19 protein-coding genes and 2 pseudogenes are annotated in these 23,217 nt (G+C 45.0%); 7 read left to right on the top strand and 14 right to left on the bottom strand.

Going from position 1 to position 23,217, the window contains the following annotated elements:
- Window positions 1–124 precede the first annotated feature (124 nt).
- Entirely contained in the window at window positions 125–907 is a 783-nt protein-coding gene (locus OB236_RS35455) for a class I SAM-dependent methyltransferase (protein ID WP_076234147.1), read from the bottom strand.
- A gap of 270 nt (window positions 908–1,177) precedes the next feature.
- Here OB236_RS35455 and OB236_RS35450 point away from each other — a divergent pair, with 270 nt between their 5' ends.
- Together OB236_RS35450 and OB236_RS35445 are read left to right on the top strand one after the other, a co-directional pair.
- Window positions 1,178–2,059 carry a helix-turn-helix domain-containing protein gene (locus tag OB236_RS35450; RefSeq protein ID WP_262688267.1) on the top strand — a complete coding sequence of 294 codons (882 nt, stop codon included), beginning with the start codon at window positions 1,178–1,180 and terminating at the stop codon, window positions 2,057–2,059.
- Window positions 2,060–2,121: 62 nt separating this feature from the next.
- Window positions 2,122–2,544, top strand: a complete 423-nt coding sequence (locus OB236_RS35445; RefSeq protein WP_076234148.1) for a VOC family protein — start codon at window positions 2,122–2,124, stop codon at window positions 2,542–2,544.
- A gap of 80 nt (window positions 2,545–2,624) precedes the next feature.
- Here OB236_RS35445 and OB236_RS35440 read toward each other — a convergent pair whose 3' ends face one another.
- The 3 genes from OB236_RS35440 to OB236_RS35430 form a co-directional block, all read right to left on the bottom strand.
- A complete protein-coding gene (locus OB236_RS35440; protein WP_262688266.1) occupies window positions 2,625–3,413 on the bottom strand; it encodes a DUF3891 family protein in 789 nt (262 codons plus the stop codon).
- Between the two features lie 537 nt (window positions 3,414–3,950).
- Window positions 3,951–4,943 (bottom strand): alcohol dehydrogenase catalytic domain-containing protein, encoded by a 993-nt coding sequence (locus OB236_RS35435; RefSeq protein WP_262688265.1) that lies wholly within the window; start codon window positions 4,941–4,943, stop codon window positions 3,951–3,953.
- Entirely contained in the window at window positions 4,940–5,944 is a 1,005-nt protein-coding gene (locus tag OB236_RS35430; protein WP_262688264.1) for a zinc-dependent alcohol dehydrogenase, read from the bottom strand. Before OB236_RS35430 ends, OB236_RS35435 begins: the two co-directional genes overlap by 4 nt.
- Window positions 5,945–6,211: 267 nt before the next feature.
- Here OB236_RS35430 and OB236_RS35425 point away from each other — a divergent pair, with 267 nt between their 5' ends.
- Entirely contained in the window at window positions 6,212–7,048 is an 837-nt protein-coding gene (locus tag OB236_RS35425; protein WP_262688263.1) for an AraC family transcriptional regulator, read from the top strand.
- 51 nt (window positions 7,049–7,099) lie between these two features.
- Here the strand turns inward: OB236_RS35425 and OB236_RS35420 are convergent, their stop codons facing one another.
- From OB236_RS35420 to OB236_RS35405, 4 genes are all read right to left on the bottom strand, one after another.
- Entirely contained in the window at window positions 7,100–7,327 is a 228-nt protein-coding gene (locus tag OB236_RS35420) for a hypothetical protein (RefSeq protein WP_262688262.1), read from the bottom strand.
- Window positions 7,324–8,451: a GerAB/ArcD/ProY family transporter gene (locus OB236_RS35415; RefSeq protein WP_262688261.1), complete on the bottom strand. Its 1,128-nt coding sequence runs from the start codon at window positions 8,449–8,451 to the stop codon at window positions 7,324–7,326. The genes OB236_RS35420 and OB236_RS35415 overlap by 4 nt, the downstream gene beginning before the upstream one ends.
- 69 nt (window positions 8,452–8,520) lie before the next feature.
- A complete protein-coding gene (locus tag OB236_RS35410; RefSeq protein WP_262688260.1) occupies window positions 8,521–9,702 on the bottom strand; it encodes a Ger(x)C family spore germination protein in 1,182 nt (393 codons plus the stop codon).
- On the bottom strand, window positions 9,702–11,285 hold the full coding sequence (locus OB236_RS35405; protein WP_262688259.1) for a spore germination protein: 1,584 nt from the start codon (window positions 11,283–11,285) through the stop codon (window positions 9,702–9,704). Before OB236_RS35405 ends, OB236_RS35410 begins: the two co-directional genes overlap by 1 nt.
- A gap of 252 nt (window positions 11,286–11,537) precedes the next feature.
- Between OB236_RS35405 and OB236_RS35400 the strand changes: the two genes are divergently transcribed.
- On the top strand, window positions 11,538–12,104 hold the full coding sequence (locus OB236_RS35400) for a 5' nucleotidase, NT5C type (protein ID WP_262688258.1): 567 nt from the start codon (window positions 11,538–11,540) through the stop codon (window positions 12,102–12,104).
- A 79-nt stretch (window positions 12,105–12,183) separates the two neighbouring features.
- The gene (locus tag OB236_RS35395) at window positions 12,184–12,765 is read left to right on the top strand and encodes a MepB family protein (protein WP_262688257.1); all 582 of its coding nucleotides are present in this window, start codon (window positions 12,184–12,186) and stop codon (window positions 12,763–12,765) included.
- A 179-nt stretch (window positions 12,766–12,944) separates the two neighbouring features.
- On the opposite strand, the pseudogene OB236_RS40260 reads toward OB236_RS35395, so the two are convergent.
- The 4 genes and pseudogenes from OB236_RS40260 to OB236_RS35380 all read right to left on the bottom strand — a co-directional run.
- Window positions 12,945–13,325 (bottom strand): annotated as a pseudogene (locus OB236_RS40260) (site-specific integrase); the annotation flags it as partial.
- 647 nt (window positions 13,326–13,972) lie between these two features.
- Entirely contained in the window at window positions 13,973–14,374 is a 402-nt protein-coding gene (locus tag OB236_RS35390) for a LytR/AlgR family response regulator transcription factor (RefSeq protein WP_262688256.1), read from the bottom strand.
- Window positions 14,375–14,508: 134 nt separating this feature from the next.
- The gene (locus tag OB236_RS35385) at window positions 14,509–17,667 is read right to left on the bottom strand and encodes an S-layer homology domain-containing protein (RefSeq protein ID WP_262688255.1); all 3,159 of its coding nucleotides are present in this window, start codon (window positions 17,665–17,667) and stop codon (window positions 14,509–14,511) included.
- Window positions 17,668–19,353 carry a dockerin type I domain-containing protein gene (locus OB236_RS35380; protein WP_262688254.1) on the bottom strand — a complete coding sequence of 562 codons (1,686 nt, stop codon included), beginning with the start codon at window positions 19,351–19,353 and terminating at the stop codon, window positions 17,668–17,670.
- A 664-nt stretch (window positions 19,354–20,017) separates the two neighbouring features.
- On the opposite strand from OB236_RS35380, the pseudogene OB236_RS35375 reads away from it, so the two are divergent.
- Window positions 20,018–20,588, top strand: a pseudogene (locus OB236_RS35375) (transposase); the annotation flags it as partial.
- A gap of 260 nt (window positions 20,589–20,848) precedes the next feature.
- Here the strand turns inward: OB236_RS35375 and OB236_RS35370 are convergent.
- The gene (locus tag OB236_RS35370) at window positions 20,849–21,241 is read right to left on the bottom strand and encodes a hypothetical protein (RefSeq protein ID WP_262688253.1); all 393 of its coding nucleotides are present in this window, start codon (window positions 21,239–21,241) and stop codon (window positions 20,849–20,851) included.
- A gap of 134 nt (window positions 21,242–21,375) precedes the next feature.
- Window positions 21,376–22,170 (bottom strand): SDR family oxidoreductase, encoded by a 795-nt coding sequence (locus tag OB236_RS35365; RefSeq protein WP_262688252.1) that lies wholly within the window; start codon window positions 22,168–22,170, stop codon window positions 21,376–21,378.
- Window positions 22,171–22,310: 140 nt separating this feature from the next.
- Between OB236_RS35365 and OB236_RS35360 the strand changes: the two genes are divergently transcribed.
- A complete protein-coding gene (locus tag OB236_RS35360) occupies window positions 22,311–23,207 on the top strand; it encodes a LysR family transcriptional regulator (protein ID WP_262688251.1) in 897 nt (298 codons plus the stop codon).
- Window positions 23,208–23,217 lie beyond the last annotated feature (10 nt).

Genomic DNA, 23,217 nt, shown 5'->3' with positions numbered 1-23,217 from the left:
TGGCAAGTACCTTGGTATATTCCCTACATAAAAAAAGAGCCTCGCATTGGAGACCGGAATGTTAAGATCCTGTGAGATCACAAATCGATGCTGGCTTTAGCTGGAACAACAGATATTTTCATATTTACAATGGACGAATCGCTTGAAAATAAACAGCTTCACCTGTAAAACTCGATAGCCCGCCTGATTCATCGGTTTGAATGGAAAAGAACTCCTGGAAATCCTGCGGAACTTGCAGCATCTTTGCCTCTAACGAAGCTATTTCCTCTTTTGGAAGCCCAGATCGTTCGCACCAGTCTTGAAACTGGAAAGGTTTGGGGAAACAAACGAGCATCTCTATGCGGAAGCCTATGGTTTCCAGGAGATTGATCCATTCTGACTTTTTCCACACCCGAACATGGCTGGGGTCTCTTTGCTTTTCTATCTCATTGTAAAATTGATCGTATTGATCTAGTTGGGGAGCTACATTGTCAATTAGCAGCAGCTTGCCACCCGGCTTGACGACTCGGAACGCTTCTTCAGCGAAAGCAGGGATATTTGGAAAATGATGCGCCGCAATCCTGCACGTAACGAGCTCGAAGGAAGCATCAAGAAAAGGAAGCTGCTCGGCATCTCCCTTAACAAATTCGACGTTTGAATGACCGTTCCCACGGATAAATTCGGCGGCATTCGTTAACATTTCTTCGGTCAAATCATAGGCTGTCACTCGATGAACCAAAGGGGCAAGAGCGTTGGCTACGTGCCCACCACCCGTCGCAATGTCAAGCACATCCATATTCGTATCGGCTTTGGATAATGAGACGAGCAACGACAAATCTTCGCCTTTGGCATGACGATTACTTGTGACATATTTACTGGCGTTTTTAGCAAATTGCTTCTGCACTTGATCTTTAATCGAATCTTCCATCGTAGTTTCCTCCTAGTTTACAGATCAGAGCTTCCGAATTGCATGAGTTTCATTTAATGAAACATGATATCGCATTGTGAAACTAGATTAAATTTACCATACATTCTTGGAGCTGTAAATAGGAGGAGACCGCGAATCCGTCGCCCTCCCTTCCTTCTCCACAATCTGATGCGGGGATGGTTATTAGGTTTGTGGAGAAGCTAAGCAAATCTCTTCTTATCCTGAAATATGATATCATTAGATCATACTGCTCAGATGGGGGGACGTTGGGTGCAAGTTCAAATGCATACTCTTTTTCGGCCAAAACAAGCAAGCGGCAGAGTGGCAACCAACCGATATATGGAAATCTCGCCTTCCCTGCTGCTAGCTCCTTATGTGTCCTGCTATTGGTTGTCCGAACCGCTAAGGCAAGATCAGGATTGTTACCATCCATTCAAATTACAGCATGAAGAAGCAATCGACAGGGTTTTGCCGGATGGCTGCAATGATATTATATTTGAGCACGATCTTAAGCGTAATCAATTTAGAACTCGGTATTCGGGATTCTTTGAGGGGTCCTTTACAATTACCTATGATGAGCAGCATCCCGTTCGAAAGTTCGGCGTACGTTTTTTTCCAGGTGGGGCCCATGCATTATTAGGCGTTCCACTGCACGAATTTGCTAATTCTCTTGTGGATATAGACTTGGTTTGGCCAGGGATGCATAATGAAATCGGATACAGGGTGTTCGAAGAACCATCTTCCTATAAAAGTGTTCAGATCATGGAACAATACCTGCTCTCTTGCATGCGGACCCATAACTCTATGAATGACAGTCTTATCTATAATCTGCTTCACCACATCTTTGTAACCGAAGGAAAAACGAGTGTACAGGAATTAGCCAACAGAGAAGTGATTAGTACACGACAAATGAACCGCATCTTTTATCAATGGATCGGAACCAGCCCAAAGAGATTTTGTGAAGTAGTACGGTTTCAAGCAGTTATTGATGCCTTACAGAGCCCACGAATGATAGACGGAGCTTCGCTTGCCTTAAACCATGGGTATTTTGATCAAGCTCACATGATACGAGATTTCAAACGCTTTTACGGTGAATCACCACTTGTTGCGGCCAGAGAGTTTGGAAGCATGTCCGATTTTTACAATCCTTAGTGCTTAAAGAAGGTTAAAATAATAAAGTGAGCTGTGAAGTAAACGAAAAAGGAGGCATTATTTTGAAACCACGTATTACGGTGCTTACACTGGGTGTAGATGATCTGGAAAGATCGTTAAAGTTTTATCGCGATGGTCTTGGGCTACCGACAAAAGGGATTATCGGCACAGAGTTTGAGCATGGGGCTGTTGCTTTTTTTGACTTGGAATCAGGGCTAAAGCTTGCAATTTGGAATCGCAAGGATCTCGCACATGACGCTAGTATTACTCAGACTGGATCAAGCGCTACTGAATTTACTATCGGACACAATGTAAGCAGTAAAGAAGAAGTGGATACGGTGATGGAGGAGATCAAAAAGGCTGGTGCTACAATAACAGTCCCTGCACATGACACTTTTTGGGGAGGGTACTCCGGCTACTTTCAAGACCCGGATGGTCATTTGTGGGAAGTCGTCTGGAATCCAGAGTGGGAAGTTACCGGATAAGAACTAATCATTTTAAAAGAAGAACTCTCCACATCGGAGGGTTCTTTGTCACTTTAACAAATTCGACACGGAACACGATGTTAAATGCTGCCGCTGTCTTCTTGAGAGGCTGCCATGCTCTTGTAAAATACATTAAATTCACGCCAAGATGTTTTATGGTACGCTTCAAATACCCCATAGGTTACAATGTCCTCTTTATCGACTTCTTTATAAGGAAGCAATATTTCAACGTCCGAATGAAAAGGAAAATAGGTTAATTCGATGGTATCCTTCGTTCTCCATCTGACTTGTGATTTATTAGTAGAGTCGATTGAATAATTGAGGCCCTGTGAAAACCATTCGTATTGATCCGTTGGTGTTCCCGGTTGTTGCATACACAAAAATAATGATAGTTCATCACAAATAAGCAGCGCTCTTAAATGCTTTTGTAATGGCAACGATAGATCGTCATCAATATTTAAAAGTTTTTTAAGTGTGTTTTGTCTTACATATTCCATGTTTAAATATTCCTGAACATTCTTTTGTTTGATTCTTTCAAATAAAGTCGTATATAAGAGACTGCATAACAAAGCCGAATATTCGCTTACTTCTTGAATTTCATCAATTCCCTTTTTGTAAAATACAAACCTTGGTTTAAGCGGAAAATCACGAAACGAATACGGTTTATGTTCGGCATCATTCCAAAATGGTGCAGAATCTAAATCAATCCAGCCTCTATCGTGTTGATAAGCCGCATAAATAAACTCATCTTGTTGTGCTTTATCAATAAAAAAATCGTTTTTAAATTCGGATGCAAGCATCCCAGAAACATGCGCATGATCATGTTGGGTAATCATGACAAAAGCATTTTGTTTTTCATAAACTATCATCGTAGGAAACCATCCTTTCTATTTATAAATAACTACATTTTTTTTGAAATAAGATCTTCCAGTTCTTCGGGAGCTTGGCTCTGTATGACCACTTTGTCAAATTCACTATCTTTCAAATCGAGCATGACTACTTGAGTAGAATCGTGAAAGGATAAAAAATATTTTTGTCCCTTATGCAGGAAATTACCCGCTTTATAGCCGTATGGAACAGAAATACCCTCTCCTCTTTACCATGTTGAGATTTGTGATTGTCTAAGGTTACTTTTGTGGAACAAACATGCCGGCAAAAACTCTGGTGGTGCGTTCAGGCGTCTTTTCATGCTGATAGACTTTCTCCATACAACTATTAATAGTCAGAACCAACTCCTGAAATTCTTACTTTTCACCATAAAACAAGTTTTATGTACCCATAGGAACAAACGCCTCTTTTTATCATGACAATACCCATATGTAAAAATCGACACAGGCTGCCTGTTGTACAATTAGCGGCAGCCTGCGTCTTAATTTTGTCCCTAAATCACCTTATTTTACGAGCTTCTACCATTCCAGGATAACTCCCAGACTCGGCTCGCTCTTGTCAACAATCAACTGCCATGCCTCGTCAGCACGATTCACGGGAAAGCGATGTGTCACGAGGGAACCCGTCTGCAGCCATTGATCACGAATCCCTTCGCGCGTTGCGTCCATACGTTCCTTAGTCCATCCGGCAGGTGCATGCAGTGTTATTTCTTTGTCGCGGAGCTTCTGGATATCAATCTTTCCTGACGATCCGTAAAAACCTGCCGACACAAAATGAGCGTTATGTCTAAAGTGCGGCAAACATCCCTCGACGGCATTCAAATCACCTACTGTATCCACCAGTACAGCGATTCGGTCAGTACCAGTAAAATCGCTTACAGTTTCCATGGGTGACTGGGATCTCGTATTAACGCCAACTGCCTTTTCCGGCAAATACCGCAGACGATCATCGTGGCGCCCCAGGACCAACACCTGAGCTCCGCGATTCAGCAGCGTTTGTGCTGTCCAATGGCCTACGAGACCATCCCCGATAACGATGGCACAGTCACCATTCCTTACAGGTGCCCGCATACCGCAGTTATACCCGACCTGGGTCAGAACAAGACCACTATAATCGATGGAGCTCGCCCCTTCAGGCAGCTTCCACACCTGATCCGCAGCAGTCACTGCTGGGCTAATATGGCCACCGTATGGGTTAAACATGCCCGACACTCTACTAATGGTAGCAAATACGCGGTCACCGACCTGCAAACCCGACACCTCGGAACCCACTTGCCGGATTACACCTACCTTCTGATATCCGGCAACAATCGGGAAGGGCCAGGCTGCATTCGAATGGTAAGGTGTATCCCCGGCGATGCGTTCCCCGCGCAGATAGGACGATTCGGTCCCATTACTGATCCAGGAAACCTCCACATCGATGACAATCTCATCATGACGCGGTTCCGGAATTTCCACCTCCTGAACAGATACCTTCAATCGATCCGTAAAAACAACTGCTTTTCCTATCATTGGTCTACCCCTCTCTGGTTGCTATCCCCAAGTCCATCGGAGACAAAGTCAATACCCGGATAAAAATGCACTTTAATCGCGGTTTGGGATTTCAACAATTCAACCGCTTCCTGATACTGTGTGAATGGAACATGATGCGTTTGAATGCACTCCATGTTCAGGCCTTTACTGGCCACAGCATCGATCAACAATTCCCGATCACGCTCATTGAAACGACGGTATTGATAAGATTCTAGCTTCATGCCTTTGAACCACAAATGATCCTCGTACTGCACCGTACCTTTCAAAACGCCGAAAACAACGACATGTTGATCGACGATACGAAGCAGATTTTGCACGGACGGAGCCGCGCCCACGCAGTCGTATCCAAGATCAAAACGCCGACTGCCAAGCTCGTCGGGGTGCACAGCTTCACCGATTCCAAGTTCGTTCACATACCGGATGCGCTGTTCGTTCAGATCGACACCAATGACTTCAGAGGCACCCCAGATTCGCACCATTTGCAGCGCAAGAATACCGGCTGGCCCGAGACCAGAGACAACTATCGATTTGCCGCGCAAATCGCCGAGTTGCAAGAGCCCGATCATAACGCATTTCAGCAGTTCGAACGATACAGCCTGTTTGAACGAGATCGAATCCGGCAGCTTGATCAGCTCATGTTCACGGTAACATAAATATTCGGCATAAGCACCATTTCCTGCTATATGCTCAAGCGACGCGACGCGGTCACCCACTTGATAGCCAACCACACCGCTGCCTACCGCTTTTACAATACCTGCCGCTTCATGTCCCGGCCATCCCGGTGGAAGAGGATATTCGAGAGCTTTGGAGGCATCAAACATATGCTTTCCACCCAACATGCTCAAGTCCCAACGTGGACACGTAGCTACGATTTCAATTTCCACCAATATTTCATGACCCTTGACTTGAGGCACATCCGCATTAATGATTGTATACTCGCCGGGGCCGACAATTTGCAGCATTTTCATTTTCGTTCTCATTGGTAGCATCTCCCTCTCTTATCCCTTGGATATGATACCAGCTTATAGGGAAACGCTGTCATTGTCTTTGCATAATGTATTTGACTTCCTGACTATTAGTATGAATTATTCCGTTATCTGATCAGTCTTGCCAGCTAGGATTTGCACAAAATCGACTTTTCCACCTGTCAAGGTGATTCATAGACGCTTTTTATATGGTAAAATTTAAGGAGATTACATCATGAGCCATGAGTAAATCAACTGGGCTCATGTTCAAGGAGAGCTGCCATGTATTTGCGCAAAATCGATAAGGTAGATTTATCAGGGGTTCTGAGCAAGGAAAACGGAGGGGGCATTCATCCCTATCATGAAATTCTCTTCATCTCAGATGGCGTGGTCGCGCTTCAATGGATGGGCCAAACCTACCTGTCAGCCGCACCGGCTCTCTTCCTGCTGCCACCGAATACTCCACATATATTAGTCAAGCAATCGGAAGTCTGCCGTTTTGGATACATCGAACTGGACATGCAGGGCTCCACAGAATTTCCGAATCTTGTACATGCAAGATCATGGAATGGGAAGCAGTCCAATAAAGACCCGCAGCTCTCTGCATTCGTCCCGATTTATCAGACCGCCTCCAGGATGTGGGATAGCTACGATCCTCAGAGCCCTTATCAATCTATTGCCGAAGACCTCATGTTATTGGACATTCGTCGGCTGCTTCTACTCATTACATGTTTTCTAAAGGCTCACGGGCTTCCGGCGATATCCCCGCCTTCAGAGGCCTTCCGGGATATCGAAGATGCTAACCAACGTATTCAGAAGATCATGCGCTACATGGAATCCAACTATCAGAATACGATGACAGTCAGTCTATTAGCCTCCCAAGCTTACCTTGACGTTTCCTACTTTATTCGTTCATTTCACAAAATCGCCGGCAGAACACCGCTTCAATACCTTCATGATCTGCGCTTGAATGCAGCAGCCTGTTTTTTATCTACGACACAAATGCCCGTACAGGCAATTAGCGATGCCGTTGGCTTTCAAAGCATCCACTACTTCAGTCGGCTATTTAAGCAAAGATACGATGTGAGTCCCTCCTTGTGGAGAAAACAAAATACTTGAAACCATAAACGAGGAAAGAGGAACCATTCCCATGTCTTCCTCCTATTTCTTCTATTCAGGAAAAACCCATTTTCCGATCGGTTCAAAGACCGCTTTCAGCGGTGTGGCCGGACTTGGCAAATGAACGTCAGCAATAAGTAGTGACCCGATCACGGCAGCGGTCAGCATCAGCCCCATATACGCGATCACTTTATCTCCTTTGGAAAGCATGTTTTGAATTTGCAAATAGGACAAACCTATGACAAACATCAGGAACAATGCCATTTTTATAACCATCATTCCTCGGTCACCTTCGAACTATTTGATTCACTCAAAATCAGCTTACGCTTCCGTTTAGTAACAAGCACAATCAGAAGTATGACAAGCGGGATTATTATTTGAAATGGAACCGAATACCATTGCCATACTTTTGTTGCAAATTGGATCAACTCCGTGTTGCTTTGGTAGACAAGGAAGGAAAATTCCAGCATTAATAGACTCAAAGGAAAAAGATACGTACGATACTGTTTGCTGGAAAGTGCCCATGAAAGCGATTTGGCACATACATAAAGGCAAATACTTATTTTGATAAATCCCCCCATCATCCAGCTGAGAATCTCAATTGGTTCTATCCGATCAAAGAAATCTGCAATCGAAATGTACTGATAAGCGGTAAAGCTCGGATAAATCAACTTCGATGATAATTCTCCCAGTATTAACGTATTACGAACATTGACAAGAAGAAGCAATAAACCGGCGATTATGAGCGTCCACAGCATCGTTTTCTTCGCCTGTCCGATTATATTAATATGCGGAATAACCATCGCAAACAAAATCGTTTCGCCAAATGGAAATCCGACAAGCTCCGTCATTCCTTGAAATATTGGCCTCCAACCAAGATCCACCACAGGGAGCAGATTATCGAGTTGGAAATCTTTTCCCATAAGAATTAGAGATAATATGCCTTCTAATACCACAAAAACAACAAGGGGCACTGAGCAGCGGGAGATCACTTCGATTCCCGCATAGGTCACCCAAATCACAAGCCCCATCATCACAGCTGAGATGACAAAAGGTGGTGTCTTGTGCAGTGCGACCATCAAGATAAACTCAACAAACGCGCGCAACACAAGAAATCCGAGGTGAAAGCTGTACCACGCATAGCATAGTCCCAGAAGACGACCGACCCAAGCACCAAACAACTCCCCTCCGATTTCAACGAGAGACTTGCCAGGATATAACTGGCAAAGATGCGTATATACCCAAACAATTCCAGAGGATAAAATCATACTAAAAAGTATGGAGATCCAAGCATCGTGCCCGGCTACCGCAGCCAGCGGTACCGTTAAAGGGGTGCCAACCATAAACATTAACATTACCGCCGAAAGCCCGGTGCTTGAAATCTGCTCGACTTCACGTTCCATTTCTTCCACCTCCTTCTCAGGCAATCATCACTCGGGTTATAAAACCTGTTTAGTGGAGCCTGTGCACCGTCATTTGGTTATTTCCTGCTCTCGCAATTGCAGCGAAGGTCCCGTCATACCCGCACGTTTGACAACAAAATCTACATCTACACTGATATCCGCTTCCGCAAAACTTTCATTCCACTGTGGTTTGAGTTTTTTCCATGCTTTCTTGTTTTTCTTGTGAAGTGTGTCGCCAAAACCGAAAATATCGGATGCATACTTCTTCTGCACATTTTCTATTAGCTTCTCTGTTTCCGTGCGAATCAACTGCTCAAGCTCTTTTTCCACCAAGTGTAAATTCTTGGGGTCGGAAAAATCCAGATGGGTATTGCTTTCATCTATCGTTCCTTTTCCTTTCAAATGAATCGCGAATTTCACCTTACTTCCTTCCACCGTTGGAGCTATTACCCCTTTGGATTCGATCAGTGTGACACTTACGTTGTGTTTTTTATTTGGCAATTGAACGATAATTATACCTTGCTTTAGCTTTCCGGTCACCCAATGTAAAAGTTGTGTATCGTGATTGTCTAGATAGCCAAGCAGCTTCAAATCTTTGAAAATCGCTGTACCCGTCAAATTGAACGTTTTCTTGACTGGCTCACTCCCTTTGGGTTTCTGTGGGCTTGGCGTCAGTTCGATTGCACTTAAGACAGGCTCTATGCCTTCCCCGGAAGCAGCGTTAAACAGATCGCGGAAAGTAGCAGTCATACCCCCGCTCTGTTTCTCTATCTCACGCACTGCTTCGGAAGGCACAAATTCCATTGGGTAATCAGTCATGATCGCGTCTTTACCTTCCCCTCCTTTGACTATTAGCACATACGTACGGAGACGCGACAATGAGTTACGGCTAAAATGATCAATAATATCGTTGATCCCTTTTCTAGCAAGCTTCTCTCCAATAAACAGCACACGTCGTTGTGAGATGAATAATTTGCGGGATAGCTTAGGTTGTTCATGCTGAACAATTTCCTGCACATTAATCCCTATTCCTGATTCAACATAATAACTTTTAGTTGCCTGCGGCGAATTGTCGATTTGGCGGCTGGGTACTGCGATTTGACTTAAACCATAATAACGGCCGTCCTCCTCCAGATCCAAGGAAGAAGCCATCATCAACGCAATATCGTTGATTTCCGCACGATCCCAGCATCCCGTACATACTACCGTGATGGCAATAAGAATAACACCAATCTTCCCTAAATAGATCATCACAGAGGACCACCCTTCTCCTTGTTTCGATCCGGAGCGGGTTTTTGTCCTGGAGGAACACGCAACGGTTCCTGATAACCCGTTAATCGCGGGCGTAGCTTCAATGCCCAATGCGGAGTACGGATCAATACGTCTTTCAATCCGTTTAGTGATAGTGGAGCCACCGGCTCAAAATACGGAATTCCAAACGAACGAAGTGAGCTCAGGTGAATCAGAATACCGAGCAATCCAACGCCAACGCCGTAAAGACCGAACGTTCCTCCCAGAAGGATCATCGGAAAACGAAGCAATCGAGTACCTATCGCCACATTAAACTTAGGTATCGCGAAATTTGCAATTCCTGTAATCGAGACAACAATGACAATTGGCGCAGAAACGAGACCAGCCTGTACCGCGGCCTGCCCAATAACAAGCGCACCCACAATGCTGACTGCAGAACCGACCTGCTTTGGCAACCGCACGCCCGCTTCACGCAGCGCCTCAAATATAATTTCCATCCCGAATGCTTCCACGATAGCCGGGAATGGATTCGTTTCACGTGCTCCTGCAAGACTCATCAACAGATTTGTCGGAATCATTTCAGGATGAAAGGTTGAAATGGCCACATAAACGGCAGGTAATAAGAGAGCGATAATAAAACATAAAAACCGTATCCAACGAATGAAAGACCCGATTATGAATCGTTCATAGTAATCTTCTGCATTTTGCAGCGCACTCCAAAATGTCATCGGTACGATGAGTACGTTAGGTGAGCCGTCAACCAGAATCGCTATCTTGCCTTCGAGCAGATTGGCCATGACAACGTCTGGCCTCTCTGTGTTCTGTACCTGCGGAAACGGAGAAAACGGCATATCTTCAATGAACTCCTCGATATAGCCAGAATCGATCACCCCGTCAATCTTGATAGTCGAAACGCGTTCCCGTACCTCCTTCACAACGGAATCGGTTGCTATCCCACTGATATAGGCGACCAATACCTTCGTTTGAGATAGTTCTCCTAAAGTAAATGATTCAATTTTCAGACGCGATGTCCGCAAGCGTTTGCGAAGCAAGATTGTATTTGTTTTAATCTCTTCGATAAAGCCTTCGCGCGGGCCACGAACAACTGGCTCCGCCTCCGGTTCTTCCACATTCCGAGAAGGAAACTTTTCCATGCCGACAATCAGCACATTCTGTGCCCCATCAAGAACAATCGCTAAACCACCATCAAGCACACCTTTAACAAGCTCGTCCGCCATATTCGTCACATGCATTCGCCCAATCGTCAGCGTCTGCTCTAATTTTTCGGCTATACTTAAGAGCTCTTTTCCTTCAAATATTCTTTCGCTGTCCAGCACTCCCTGTAATAAACTATGCGGATCAATCATTCCGTCCACATAAACCAGAACAGCTTGGTTACTACCAAACAGACTCACTGTTCGAAACACAACATCCGAACAATGGGCAAACGTCTTTTCCAATAGTAACCGCTTTGTATCTATATCCTCACCCATAGTCACTATAGGTCCAGAGAGACTTTGCAATTCCAGTATCCGTTTATTGCGACGGGATGATCCCATCAATAGTTTCATTAAACGATACATAGATGAATCCCATCCCTATTTCTTCTAAAATGAATTTGCTTATTATTAGAATTTCAAGTAATAATTATGCAAATCGTTATAATTTACCTCACGTATCTTTGTTCAAATTTAAAATTGCTATCCATCATTGTTCACCCCAACATGGATTCGAATTTTATTTATTTGGCATTCGTGCATGCACATGATTACCTTTCAATGGTATAATCGGTTTAATCAAAAATTCAAGATGTTTAGTTGGAGGTTTGTTAAAACTTGCATATCGGAATCGATTTGGACAACACCATTCTAGATGCAACTACAGCTTTTTTACATTACTATAATATCGCGTCTGGGTTATCGTTAACGCATGTAGATGTGAATGATTTTTATTTATACCGTTTATATGGGTGGGATAAAGAAGAACGCGATGCCGTTTATAATAAATACGGTCATGATATTCATTGGAATTCATCGCCCCTCCCCATGGCCGTAGAAATATTACAAAAACTATATACTCAGCACCAAATATCCATTATTACCGCACGACCCTTGCTTTTTCGCGAAGTTACCATTAACTGGCTTCAGCACCATAAGATTAATTATCACAATATTACACTGATCGAAAATAAACTCCAAGCATGTATTCAAGCTAAGGTTGATGTATTGATTGATGACGGTCCTCACTATGCAGAGGAGTTTGCCCTTGTCAATAAGCCCGTTATTTTATATGAACAGCCCTATAATGTATCCGTTGCTAATCCCTTAGTATTTCGTGCTACGAATTGGAATGAGGTAGACAAGCATGTTGATTACTTGGCCTCTAATCTAAACTTGAGTTAATAAAACAAGAACTTCTATTACGAAACGGTTACGCATCAAATGGATGACTACATAGACTCATATGGGGGATTTTGAACAGATGGAAGAACATCATCAAGACTTTTCAAAAGCAGGTACGAGGGATCCCATTAATTGGAATTCGACCGATACGATTCATAGTGACCTGCTTGCCACCAGGGATCTTGTATATAACCCTTGCAGGTTTGATTGCTCTCAACCACTCGAAGAAAAACAAAATGCTGACTATGGCGCGTATGTATTTAACTTGAATGCTCTTTCCATTAGATTTCGTGTCGCAAAAATCACACCTACAAAGATCGGACAATTTGTGACCCTATGGGAGAGAATCGGGAATGGACCCACCCAACCCTATGACATATCAGAACCAGTCGATTTCTTTGTTATTAGTACACGCCATGATAACAACTTGGGGCAGTTTATATTTCCGACATCTGTTCTATGTGATCAGGATATCGTATCCAGTCAAGGTAAAGGTGGTAAAAGAGGAATACGGGTTTACCCACCATGGGACCATCCTACAAGCCGTCAGGCTTTAAAAACTCAAGCTTGGCAGCTGGAATATTTCCTGGAAATACCTGTGAATAGACCCTTAGACAATGTTCGTGCACAAATGCTTTACGGGGTCCAGCCAACATATTAACCCAAATATACGGTATGACATTATTTTCAGATAAAAGCTGGATTTCTTACTCTAAGGAATCCAGCTTTTAGTTCCTTGATTATATGATCTCAATATATCCTTTTGCCATTAGCTTTTCTGATAAGTGCGTTAATCCAAAGACCTGATCGGTGTAATGTTCTTCAATCTGTAAATCGGTTTCAACATAGGCATATATTTTCCAGTGTAGCTCTAACGGTAGCATTCAAAGGAACCTCTCGCTGCTTATTACGTTTACCTGATCGAACAGTTAGTGTCATCTGTCTTAGACTTGTTTTTTCTTCAGGAACCAATTCGACTGGTTTTGAGGGATTGCGGCGAATGACTCCTTCCGAGTTTGCCCATTCAAAAAAACGTTTCAGTGTGATGAGACGGCGATTGATTGTAGATGGCTTCAACCGCATTGTTTTTGCATATCTTCTCGGTACCGCGTCAATGTCGGGGTAGCCACATCCTCGATCCGAAATACAGGTTTTCTCTTCCTGGTACTCCGCGGTTTCAAACCAACTAATAAACTGTTTTAAATCACCGACATATTCGCGTAACGTGTTTGGATTTAAATCTTATTGTGTCGTGAGGACATGAATGAATGCCTGAATATATTGTTCACCTTGATCTGAAATTGCCATTGTATGGCTCATCGTTCTCGGCCATCCAAACTGTTGACTTACCTTAGCGGTCATCAAGTATTCGTAAAACGTGTGCGTCAAATAGCCCCACCTCTGCTAGGTGGGGCTATTTGACGCACACAGAGCTACCTATAATGTACCAATTAAATGTCACAAACTAAGCTAATAAAGATTTGAAGCGTCTGGATAAGCCGATCATTAAGATTGTGCGTGGTTATTAGAAATAATAGTAAGGGTGATTCCGCTAGAAGACAATGAAATAATAGGATTTGTTGGTGGTATGCCAAGTGTAGGTAAAAACACACTTAGATCGTGCGACTATGAGGCGCACAAAAAAGCAGAGTCAGCATTCTCTTTAGACGATACATCGTATTGTGTAAATTATGCAACGCGAGGTCCTTGCTCATATCCGGCCATAACAAATCCGCCAACCGCCACTTGTTGAGACCCTGATCCGGGTGACAGAGGAAGAAAGCGAATAACTCCGCCGTCATTCGTGTTGGAAAGTGGACCAGCGAACCTCTCGAATTACGGACCTCGAATCCCCCCAAAACACCGAATCAAGGCAGGCTGCCCTTTTGCACGGCATCGGCGACAGGGCGATGCCGCTTTAACAGCCGGCTCGCAACCTGTTCGATTACCGTGGGTGTCACGGGCTTCAAGATGTAATCGAAGGCATAAACCTTGATTGCGTCCAGCGCATAATGCTTATGTTCCGTCATGAAGATGATTTTCGTATGCTTCGACGCCTCGTTAATCTTTTCCGCGAGCTGCAGCCCGTTCATCCTTGGCATTTCCACATCAAGGAAAGCGACATCCGGTTGAAGCTCAGGCAGGCGAGCTAACGCCTCAAGCGAGCTTGTAAACGCGCCTGTGATCGTAAAGTGCGGAACTTGTCCAATAACGCGTTTCATTAAATTTAATGTCGGTATTTCGTCCTCTACAATGACCGTTTTAAACAATCTCGCCCCTCCTCCGTTTACCTGAACCGGAATGTTCGTTTTCCTCACAGGCAAAACCATTGTTATATTATTTTCAAATCAATTTCACCTAAAAATTAACTTGCTCTCATCCAAGTTGTGACTACCTTGCTCTGTTACTTTCCGCCGACTGATACCGGCACATGAACATGATCCACGGACGCCTCTTGAATGTTCTTAAACGCCCAGTGTTGTGAAGGTACATCGCTCCACTTTGCATCGGATACAGATAACGGATCCCGGCCCGACAACTTGTTAAGCATCATCACCGCTTCAGCCCGGGTAAGGGTCTGCTCAGGACGGAACGTGCCGTCCCCGTATCCGTTAACTACTCCCGCCGCCTTCGCTTTCCCAATCGCTGCCGCTGCCCAATGACCTACGGTGTCGGAGAAGCTGCCGCTGCCTTCCGCGGCTGAACTCAAACGAGCTGCAATGCTTGCCGCTTCAGCTCGCGTAATGGTTTGCTCCGGCTTGAAGCTGCCATCCGGGTAGCCATCCATCAGTCCGCTGTCCGCTGCCAAATCGATAGCTGCATTAGCCCAATGACCAGGCGTGGTATCCGTATAGGTTTTGGCAGCTGTCTTATTGCCCTTATCCTTACCGAACAACCGGACTAACACGGTTGCCATTTCTGCACGCGTAATTGGCTTGTCAGGTCTGAATGTGCCGTCCGGATAGCCCGTCATATACGCTTGATGCACCGCTTGCGATCCTAACTGAACGACCGTAAACGTACTAAACTTGTTCACAGTAAACTGTATGCCCGGCTTGCCCGTTGAATCGTAGGAGACAATTTCCCCTCGAATCAGCTCTTTTGTGCCGTCGCTATGCTCGATGAAGATGCCCAACTCTTTAAGCTGCTGCTCGTTCAGGCCCGTGTCGGGTAGAGGCAGTACCAGCGTAACCGGACGGTTCTGCATGTTCGTCTCGATCATCATCGGACGACCCAAGACATTGACAATTGCGCTGCCAGCGGCTTCACGCACAATCTGCTCCGTTCTTGCGCGTTGTTCGATTTCACTGCGTCCGCTTTCTGTTTTGACCGGCACGATATTGAAGTAGATGTCATCCTTCCATCCTTGCAGCGATCCGTCCGGAATAACAATGCGTACATTATTCGTGCTGATCTCTAAATTCACTTTATTGTCCGCCAATTTGGCTGTTGATTCCTTCGGCAACGTTACTTTAACCTCTGAAACCTCATCCTTCGGATCGGGAATGACGATCTTGGCAGAGCTGGAACCAGCAGCTTTCAGTTGCTCAACAAGCTTGTCTGTCTGACCCGGCGTAAGGGAAAGCTCATCCTTCTTCCGTCCGTCCGCTCCAGTCGTACGATGTATGACCGCCGTGGACACAACGCCGCCGTTGCCGGTGTTTTCTACATTAACGGTGATGGTCTCACCCTGTGAAGAACCTGAAGATGAACCTGACGATGAGTTGCCCCCGCCGTTGGACGTGTTGCGTAAGGTAATCGCCGCGCTGATCGCCGGCGTTGTTATATTGCCCGCCGCATCCGTCAACTCCATGGATACTGTCTTTGCGCCGCTGCCCGGGCTCAACGCCCAAGCTTTCGTTCCAGCAATCGCTTCCCATGAGCTCCAGTCCACTTTGTCGTTAGAAAAACGCATCCGTATGCCATTCGAACCCGCACCGTCGCTCCCCGTAATCGTCAAGTTGACAGAGGTCGAGATCGTGCTCTCTGCTCCGCTGTTAATGCTCAATGTTCCCACAGGCGCCGTTTTATCGAACAATACACTGCTGCCATCTGTTGTCGTATTTACGCGCACTCCCGGGTTTCCGGACAAACTGGCGAAATCGATGGTGAACGGAACAAGCCCTTCCGTTTCATTGCCTGTAAATGAATATTCCGCTTTATAGACATTGCCGCCCAAGCTTGTCACACTGGCCGTCTGGCCTGTAAGGGTGACTGCGGGCAATTCCTTTAAGCTCTCGCTGGCTGTAAAGGTTAGAGTCACCACATCGCCTTTTTTGGCAACGGACGGGGTGGCATTACGGCTGGCGATGCCGACTTTCGTCAGCGTCGGCGGCACTGCTGGGTTCGGCTTGATGCTGGCCTCATTGGAATCGGTTATCCATCCGCCGGCATTGTATGCTTTGACTAAGAAATAGTAAGCTGTCCCGTTCGTCAAGCCGTTCACGTTGTAGGTGGTTTGCGTAACGGAAGCTTTGTAGGTTGCGTCGTAAACACTGCTTGCTGTACCCATATAAAGATTGTAGTAGGTAGCGCCTGTTACGCTGTTCCAGTTCAAGAGAGCTGTGCCGTCTCCCGCAGCCGCCTTCAAATGGAAAGCAACTTCAACTTTACCGGACTGCAGCGTTTTCGTCATTTCTTTCGCCGATGCGTCGGTAACGGTAAATTGTTCCGGATTGTTTCCCTTTAAGGTTAAGGCTTTAGCCCCGGTCATCGCCCCATCCTTAATACGGAAGGAGATCGTAAACATTTTTTGGCCTGCCGTTATGGCGGCATCGCCGCCCCTCTGATCTGCCCAAGCAGCTTTGAGCGAGCCTAAAGTATTGTCGTATATAGAATCGAAGCTGTTACCGGATTGGCCGGTTATTTTGGTCACTTCCAGTGCGGCTGTATCATAAGCGATTTCTATTCCGTAAGAGCCGACTCCTTTCGAAGCTTCGTTTACGGATACGGGCACATCGACCGTTTCGCCGGGTGCTCCGTTGGCACTGCCGATAACAATGCTCACCGTGCCAGGCGCAAGCGGATTGATGCTGACCGTACCGGCAGTGGGACTGGAAATCGTATCGAAAGTCGTACCGTCCACCGTATATTTCGCGGAGGTGAAGTTTACAATGGAATCACCCGGTACCGCGTTATCTTTGATTTTCAGTTGAACCGTAAATATCTTTTGTTTGGAACTAAGAAACCCTAAGTCGGTTAAACCCGTTGCCTCAACCTTAATCTTTCCGGCCACGGATGTATCTGCACTAAAAAGTGAGGACGGCGCTTCATCTTTTACCGCTGAATTCCCCTGGACAAGCTCAAGCACCTGGGCGTCGTAAGACAATTCCATGCTGTATCCTAAAATAAAATCATTACCTGGTGTTGTCCCTGGCTCCATGTTGACTGCCACACTTACCGTACTTCCGGCCTGGCCTGACGCCCCAACTGCTTCAGCTTTCACTCCCGCGGCAGCCTCGACGCCGGCCATTGGCACGAATGAAGCCGTCATGCATAAGACTACGATAAAAACGAGCATTTGGTGCAACCATCGTCTGGTTCCATATCGACGTTTATCCATTTATTTCACTGCCTTCCCTAAGTAAATGTTCATCATGATCGCCGCGTCTGCTGCATCCACGACTCCATCGCCGTTCATATCGGCTATTTCGAGTTGCTCTGGAGTCAAAGTGATTTTCCCCAATATATATTGATTGACAAGGAGTATATCTGCTGGCATGACCTTTCCACTGCCGGTCAGATCTCCCTTGATAAGAGTCGTAAAGCTCCATACCCCAGGGGAAGATATTCCCTCATAAGTGATGCCGTCCTGGTTCTGAAACGCCCCTGCCTCGATATATACATCATACTTGGTACTGCCCTCCAACGGTTTGGACTGAATAGTAACCGTGCTCCCTGAAATGCTCACCTTCTGCGCATCATTAACTGCGATTCTCTCCACCTCGCTGTTATCCGACGACTTGCGGATGATGATGTTTTTTCCGTTCACAGCTGTTACGTTTTCGCTGAAGGTGAGGGAGAGTCCCTTCTTCAGTGAAACGCCGGTCGCGTTCGCGGACGGGGCAAAGGTGCTTACTTGCAGTCCAAACGGAATCGCCTTGAGCACCAATTGACTCACATTCGGATTGGCAGCATCGTAAGTGCTGTATGCGGCATAAATCGCGCTGTTGTTTCCATAAAGAGGGAGATCTCCCGTGCTATTGGGAAATGCCCCATTGTTGCCGATAATCGTCCAGTTCCCGTTTACATACTGATGGATGAATGTTTTTATAACGTATTGTGAGCCCTGCATTTCAATCGTGAAATAGGATACGTATAACGAATCCTTTGCCTTTGTGAAGTTGATGTTCATGGGCGACTTTTCCGAAAAATTGGTTGCACCTACGCTTTCCCATTCGCTTCCGTTGTATTTCCGTACGTTAACATACTGAATAATTGAAGAATTTTGATGTCTGTAGGCAACATAAGGCGTTCCGTTGTCAACGTAAATCTTGGGATATTCCACGAAATCAGCATAAAAAGGGTTGTTCGACGGTAACTGAACCTGGGAAGAGCTGCCCACTACTTTCTCCCATGTATTTCCATTAAACTTCTGCGCTACAATGGAAGAGGGACTGACCTCTTGATAAACCACATAAGGTATTCCTTGGTAGACATACAGGTCGTTAGTTTGAGTTTGCTGGCCAAGCTGTGCGTTGCCGACCATATTCCAGGTCTCGTTCTCCAATTTCATAACGGTCACTTTTCCCGTCGAATAAGAAATATAAGGAACGCCTTCGTCAGCATAAAGAGAGAACATATTTCTTGCCGTGCTGCCTACATCAAAAATGCCGTTTCCTGCCATGCTCCATGAGCTTCCGTCATACTTTTTCACGTACAATTTATTAGTCAGAGACGTATGAGCCGTGTAGGCAACATAGACGATCCCTTGACTGATGCTCATTTTGACATCATAGATGTGGCTATAATTGTCGTCTGAAATGTATTCGCTGCCTACCGGTTCCCAGGTGCTTCCATTAAACTTTTTAACCTTCAGCCTGGGGGTGTTGTTTTCTTTCTGAATATAGGCGGCATAAGGACTGCCGCCGTATGCAGCGATAGTAATGCCTGATATGGATCCTCCTTCGTTAATGCTGCTTACATCCTCCCACTTGGTTGCTGCCTGCGCAGGTGCTGTCTGCAATCCGACGAATGCCCAAACCATTACCAGACTGAAGATCAGCATGCGCTTCATTAAACGCGCCATTTCTCTCACCTTTTTCTATTTTTTTATCCAGGTTTATATGGATATGTATTCTAATATAACAATCGCTTCTCACAAAAAACTCACAAACTTGCTGTTTTTCAATGCAAAATATGTTCTATTACGTAGTTATTTGCAATATGCTAGGCGAAGGATATATCTTCATCTCTTTATATCGTAAATATTACTATATTATTTGTCAGTTGGGCTTAGAGCAAGAAAAGACTGCTTAGCGTATATTTTTTCGTTAAAATGTTGGTAGGACCCCATGCCCATCAAGCTAAGATGAATCTACACCCCAAACTGGAAAAATAAGCTATCCTTTCTACATCAAGCATAATTCCATAGAAAGGATGGTTTGCCATGAATTCTATTCCACTTTCTATCAGCGAAGAAATGCATTTACTAGCCCAACAGCTTCACCATCATTTTTCTCCTACCCAACTTGAGGAGCTCCCTAGAAAAGCTGGCTTCGTCCAACGAAAGAGCAAATATACCGCGCAGGATTTGGTTTCCTTATGTATCTTTTAAAATGATCATGTAGCTGTGACTCCCCTAGCACGATTATGTAGCCAACTTGATGCCTCCAATCAGCTTTCGATGAGCGCAGAAGGATTGAACCAGAGGTTCAATCCTTCTGCAGTTGCCTTCCTTCAATCCCTTTTTTCTTATTTACAAACTTACGGAAGAACAGACTCAAAAGCGGCTCCCGATGCGTGCTAAACAAGAGAAAAAGAAAAACGTAACCTATAAAGAACGATCAAAGCGTTGAAGTGCCATCAATATCTACATGACCAATACCCCTGACATCTACTTAAAAAAAGAGCATGTCCATGACCTGTATTCTCTACGCTGGCAAATCGAGATTTTATTTAAAACGTGGAAGTCCATCTTATTGACCGGTGCAAGCCGATCAAAACTGAACGCTTTGAATGTCATGTATACGGGCAGTTGATCGCCATTTTGCTGAGTTCTTCTCTCATGTTTCAAATGCGCAGGCTTTTGCTGATGAAGAAAAAGAAAGAAGCCAGTGAATTCAAAGTAATTTGTATCTTAAAAGAATATTTACTTTCTTTACATGATGCCATGAAAAAGCAAGCGGATGATGTCCAGCGAGTGCTTCTCTTCGGATGATTGAAAAGGATGGAAGCAAGTCACATCGGTATGAGAAGAAAACCGTATTTGACATTCTAGGTGTAGTCTATAATTGTAAACAGAATTCACGATCTGCTGCCTAGGAAATTGAAATTTTTAAAACGAAGCCACCAAGGCTTATTTAAGTCTGTACAAAGTTCAGTTCTAAGCTAATTGATTTGGATCAAGTGACGAACAGTAGCATCTGGTCCTTTTTCTTTGTTCTTAGCTTGATGGGCATGGGGTAAGCCCCCTTTACGGTCTATAAAATGAAACTTCACAGTCAGCAGACAAAATGCCCTCGACCATGAAGGTAAAGGGCATTTTTACTACTCTATAATGGTATACTGTTCACTTTGTTAGGTTAAAAGCAGCCTCCGCCCTCACGGACGATCCGTTGTGCCTGTTCATAAGCTTTCTCCTCTATAACCACCGTAAGCAAAATATCCATATTACCTACCCCGTTATAATCATAATACCCATCCTCTGAACGAGGAGCACTTAGTCCGCTGGCATCAACGTCTGCCGCTGCCAAGATGCCTTCGTCAATCCCTGGGCTCTCATTATTTAATGTTAGAAAGCTTAACCCAGGAAAACCGCCCGTTAATGGATTAAACGTTTCACTCACACCGTCACCCTGGAATTGACCAATCCTAGCAACCTGAACATCAATGGTTCCAAGCTCCTTAAGCTTGGGAAGCAGTCGATTTGCATCATCAGGTGAATGAAAGTAAGCCATGATGCTTTTTTCTGCCAAGGGTATCCCCCCTTTCTTCATTATATAAAGCTGCTTCTACCGCTTATTCGTTCGTACAATGACATCCATATGTCGCCTTCTCCTCTGAATAGTTTGCTATAAATCCAGTAAAATATGTGTTGATTTATAGGATATTACACGGTTGGAATCGTGCCTCCATCAATAACATATTCGCTCCCTGTAATCGATGACGCACGGTCGGATACCAGAAATGCCACCAGCTCGGCAACTTCTTCCGGAAGTCCCGGGCGGCCAAGCGGAATGCCACCGAGTGAGTCCATTAACTGATTCAGCGCACTTTCTCTGCTCCCAGCTGTGGTTGCGATTCGATCAATCATCGCATCTGCGGCCTCAGTTTGAATAAAACCTGGTGATAGTGTGTTTATACGTATTCCTCGTGGAGAGAACTCGTTGGACAAACCTTTGCTGTAGTTGGCAAGAGCAGCCTTCGCCGCCGCATAAGCCAATGTCGTTTCATATAGAGGCATTCGTCTTTGGATTGACGTGAAATGAAGAATGACGCCGGAGCCTTTCTCTACCATCAGTGGCAGCAACCCGCGGTCCAGCCTAACAGCGGCAAGAAGATTCCAATTCAACGCATGAAGCCAGTCTTCGTCGGTCAGGACAAGCGCTCCTCCGGGTGGTGTGGTGGATCCACCGACGCAATGAACCACAATATCTACACCACCGAGCCGCTCTTTAACCCCTTGAATAACCTTTTCGACACCATCCGGTGTTGCCAAATCCGCTTGAACGAACAGAGGGGGTTCTGCCAAATCGGCCGGTAAAGATCGCGCGGTTGTCATGACGGTTGCGCCAGCAGTAGATAGTCGTTTGACAACGGCTTGACCCATTCCTTTTGTACCACCTGTTACAAGTACCTTTTTGCCTTCAAATTCATTCAACGGATTTGTATATGATTTGTTCATTGTATAGCCTCCTGTAAATTTGGGTTATGCACCCGGATTGAATTAACTTCAAAGTTAGTTTACACTTGACCCTTTCATAGCGTCCAATTTATAATAATAATGAAATTGATTAATAATATTCATATAAAAGAGGCGAACTATTGGAACTTACCCAATTGGAATATTTTTTGACGGTTGCCCGGCTTCAACACATGACTATGGCTTCCAAAGCACTCCGTATTACTCAGCCCGCATTAAGCCATGCTATCTCCAAGCTTGAAAACGAATTAAACGTTCCTTTATTTGAACGCAACGGCCGAAATATCAAGCTTAACCGGTATGGACAGATGTTCTCGAAATGGATTGAACAGGCCATGCACAATATTGAGAACGGTATGCAGGAAATCGAGGAATGGTCCAATCCTGATACAGGTGTCATCTCCATCTCCTACCTTAATATTCTGGGTGTTGATCTGGTTCCCACCCTTGTGAAGGCTTACCAATTGAACCATCCTAACGTTCGTTTCGAATTGACGCAAGGAAATCTCGGAGATATTGACGAGCATTTGGAACAAGGGCTATCGGATTTAATGATTACCTCGAAGGAATCGATTATTGACAATCATCAATGGATCGTCATCCACACTATGCCTTTATACATCGTCGTCTCTTCTCGGCACCGTTTTGCTGGTCATTCTGCATTAAGTCTGGCGGAGCTATCAGGAGAGCCCTTCGTAGGCCTCAAAAACAACTGTGGGTTGAAAGCCACCATCTTGTCCCGTTTTCAAAATACCGGTTTTGTGCTAACCTCAACTTACGATGCTGAAGATCTAATCACGGTCGCGGGATTTATTAAGGCAGATCTCGGCGTATCCGTACTTCCCAAAACATTGGGGCTGATGCTGGACGGGCTCGTCTGGATTCCAATTACGGATGAAGGCTGGTACTGGGAGATTGGTCTGAAATGGAGAAAAGACCACTATGTGTCACCAGCGGCCAAACGATTTATCGAATATGTAGAGCTTTCATCATCCAACCATGATGAACCACAAGGTTGAGTCTAGAGGC

Source organism: Paenibacillus baimaensis, from assembly GCF_025567575.1.
Note: the sequence above shows the minus strand (reverse complement) of the source record. Positions and strands in the feature narration are given on the sequence as shown.

What these genes read in the sequence shown, in the direction of transcription:
- OB236_RS35455 (WP_076234147.1), bottom strand. Translation starts at nt 907, where the DNA reads ATGGAAGATTCGATTAAAGATCAAGTGCAGAAGCAATTTGCTAAAAAC.
- OB236_RS35440 (WP_262688266.1), bottom strand. Translation starts at nt 3,413, where the DNA reads ATGATAGTTTATGAAAAACAAAATGCTTTTGTCATGATTACCCAACAT.
- OB236_RS35435 (WP_262688265.1), bottom strand. Translation starts at nt 4,943, where the DNA reads ATGATAGGAAAAGCAGTTGTTTTTACGGATCGATTGAAGGTATCTGTT.
- OB236_RS35430 (WP_262688264.1), bottom strand. Translation starts at nt 5,944, where the DNA reads ATGAGAACGAAAATGAAAATGCTGCAAATTGTCGGCCCCGGCGAGTAT.
- OB236_RS35425 (WP_262688263.1), top strand. Translation starts at nt 6,212, where the DNA reads ATGTATTTGCGCAAAATCGATAAGGTAGATTTATCAGGGGTTCTGAGC.
- OB236_RS35420 (WP_262688262.1), bottom strand. Translation starts at nt 7,327, where the DNA reads ATGATGGTTATAAAAATGGCATTGTTCCTGATGTTTGTCATAGGTTTG.
- OB236_RS35415 (WP_262688261.1), bottom strand. Translation starts at nt 8,451, where the DNA reads ATGGAACGTGAAGTCGAGCAGATTTCAAGCACCGGGCTTTCGGCGGTA.
- OB236_RS35410 (WP_262688260.1), bottom strand. Translation starts at nt 9,702, where the DNA reads ATGATCTATTTAGGGAAGATTGGTGTTATTCTTATTGCCATCACGGTA.
- OB236_RS35405 (WP_262688259.1), bottom strand. Translation starts at nt 11,285, where the DNA reads ATGTATCGTTTAATGAAACTATTGATGGGATCATCCCGTCGCAATAAA.
- OB236_RS35395 (WP_262688257.1), top strand. Translation starts at nt 12,184, where the DNA reads ATGGAAGAACATCATCAAGACTTTTCAAAAGCAGGTACGAGGGATCCC.
- OB236_RS35385 (WP_262688255.1), bottom strand. Translation starts at nt 17,667, where the DNA reads ATGGATAAACGTCGATATGGAACCAGACGATGGTTGCACCAAATGCTC.
- OB236_RS35380 (WP_262688254.1), bottom strand. Translation starts at nt 19,353, where the DNA reads ATGGCGCGTTTAATGAAGCGCATGCTGATCTTCAGTCTGGTAATGGTT.
- OB236_RS35365 (WP_262688252.1), bottom strand. Translation starts at nt 22,170, where the DNA reads ATGAACAAATCATATACAAATCCGTTGAATGAATTTGAAGGCAAAAAG.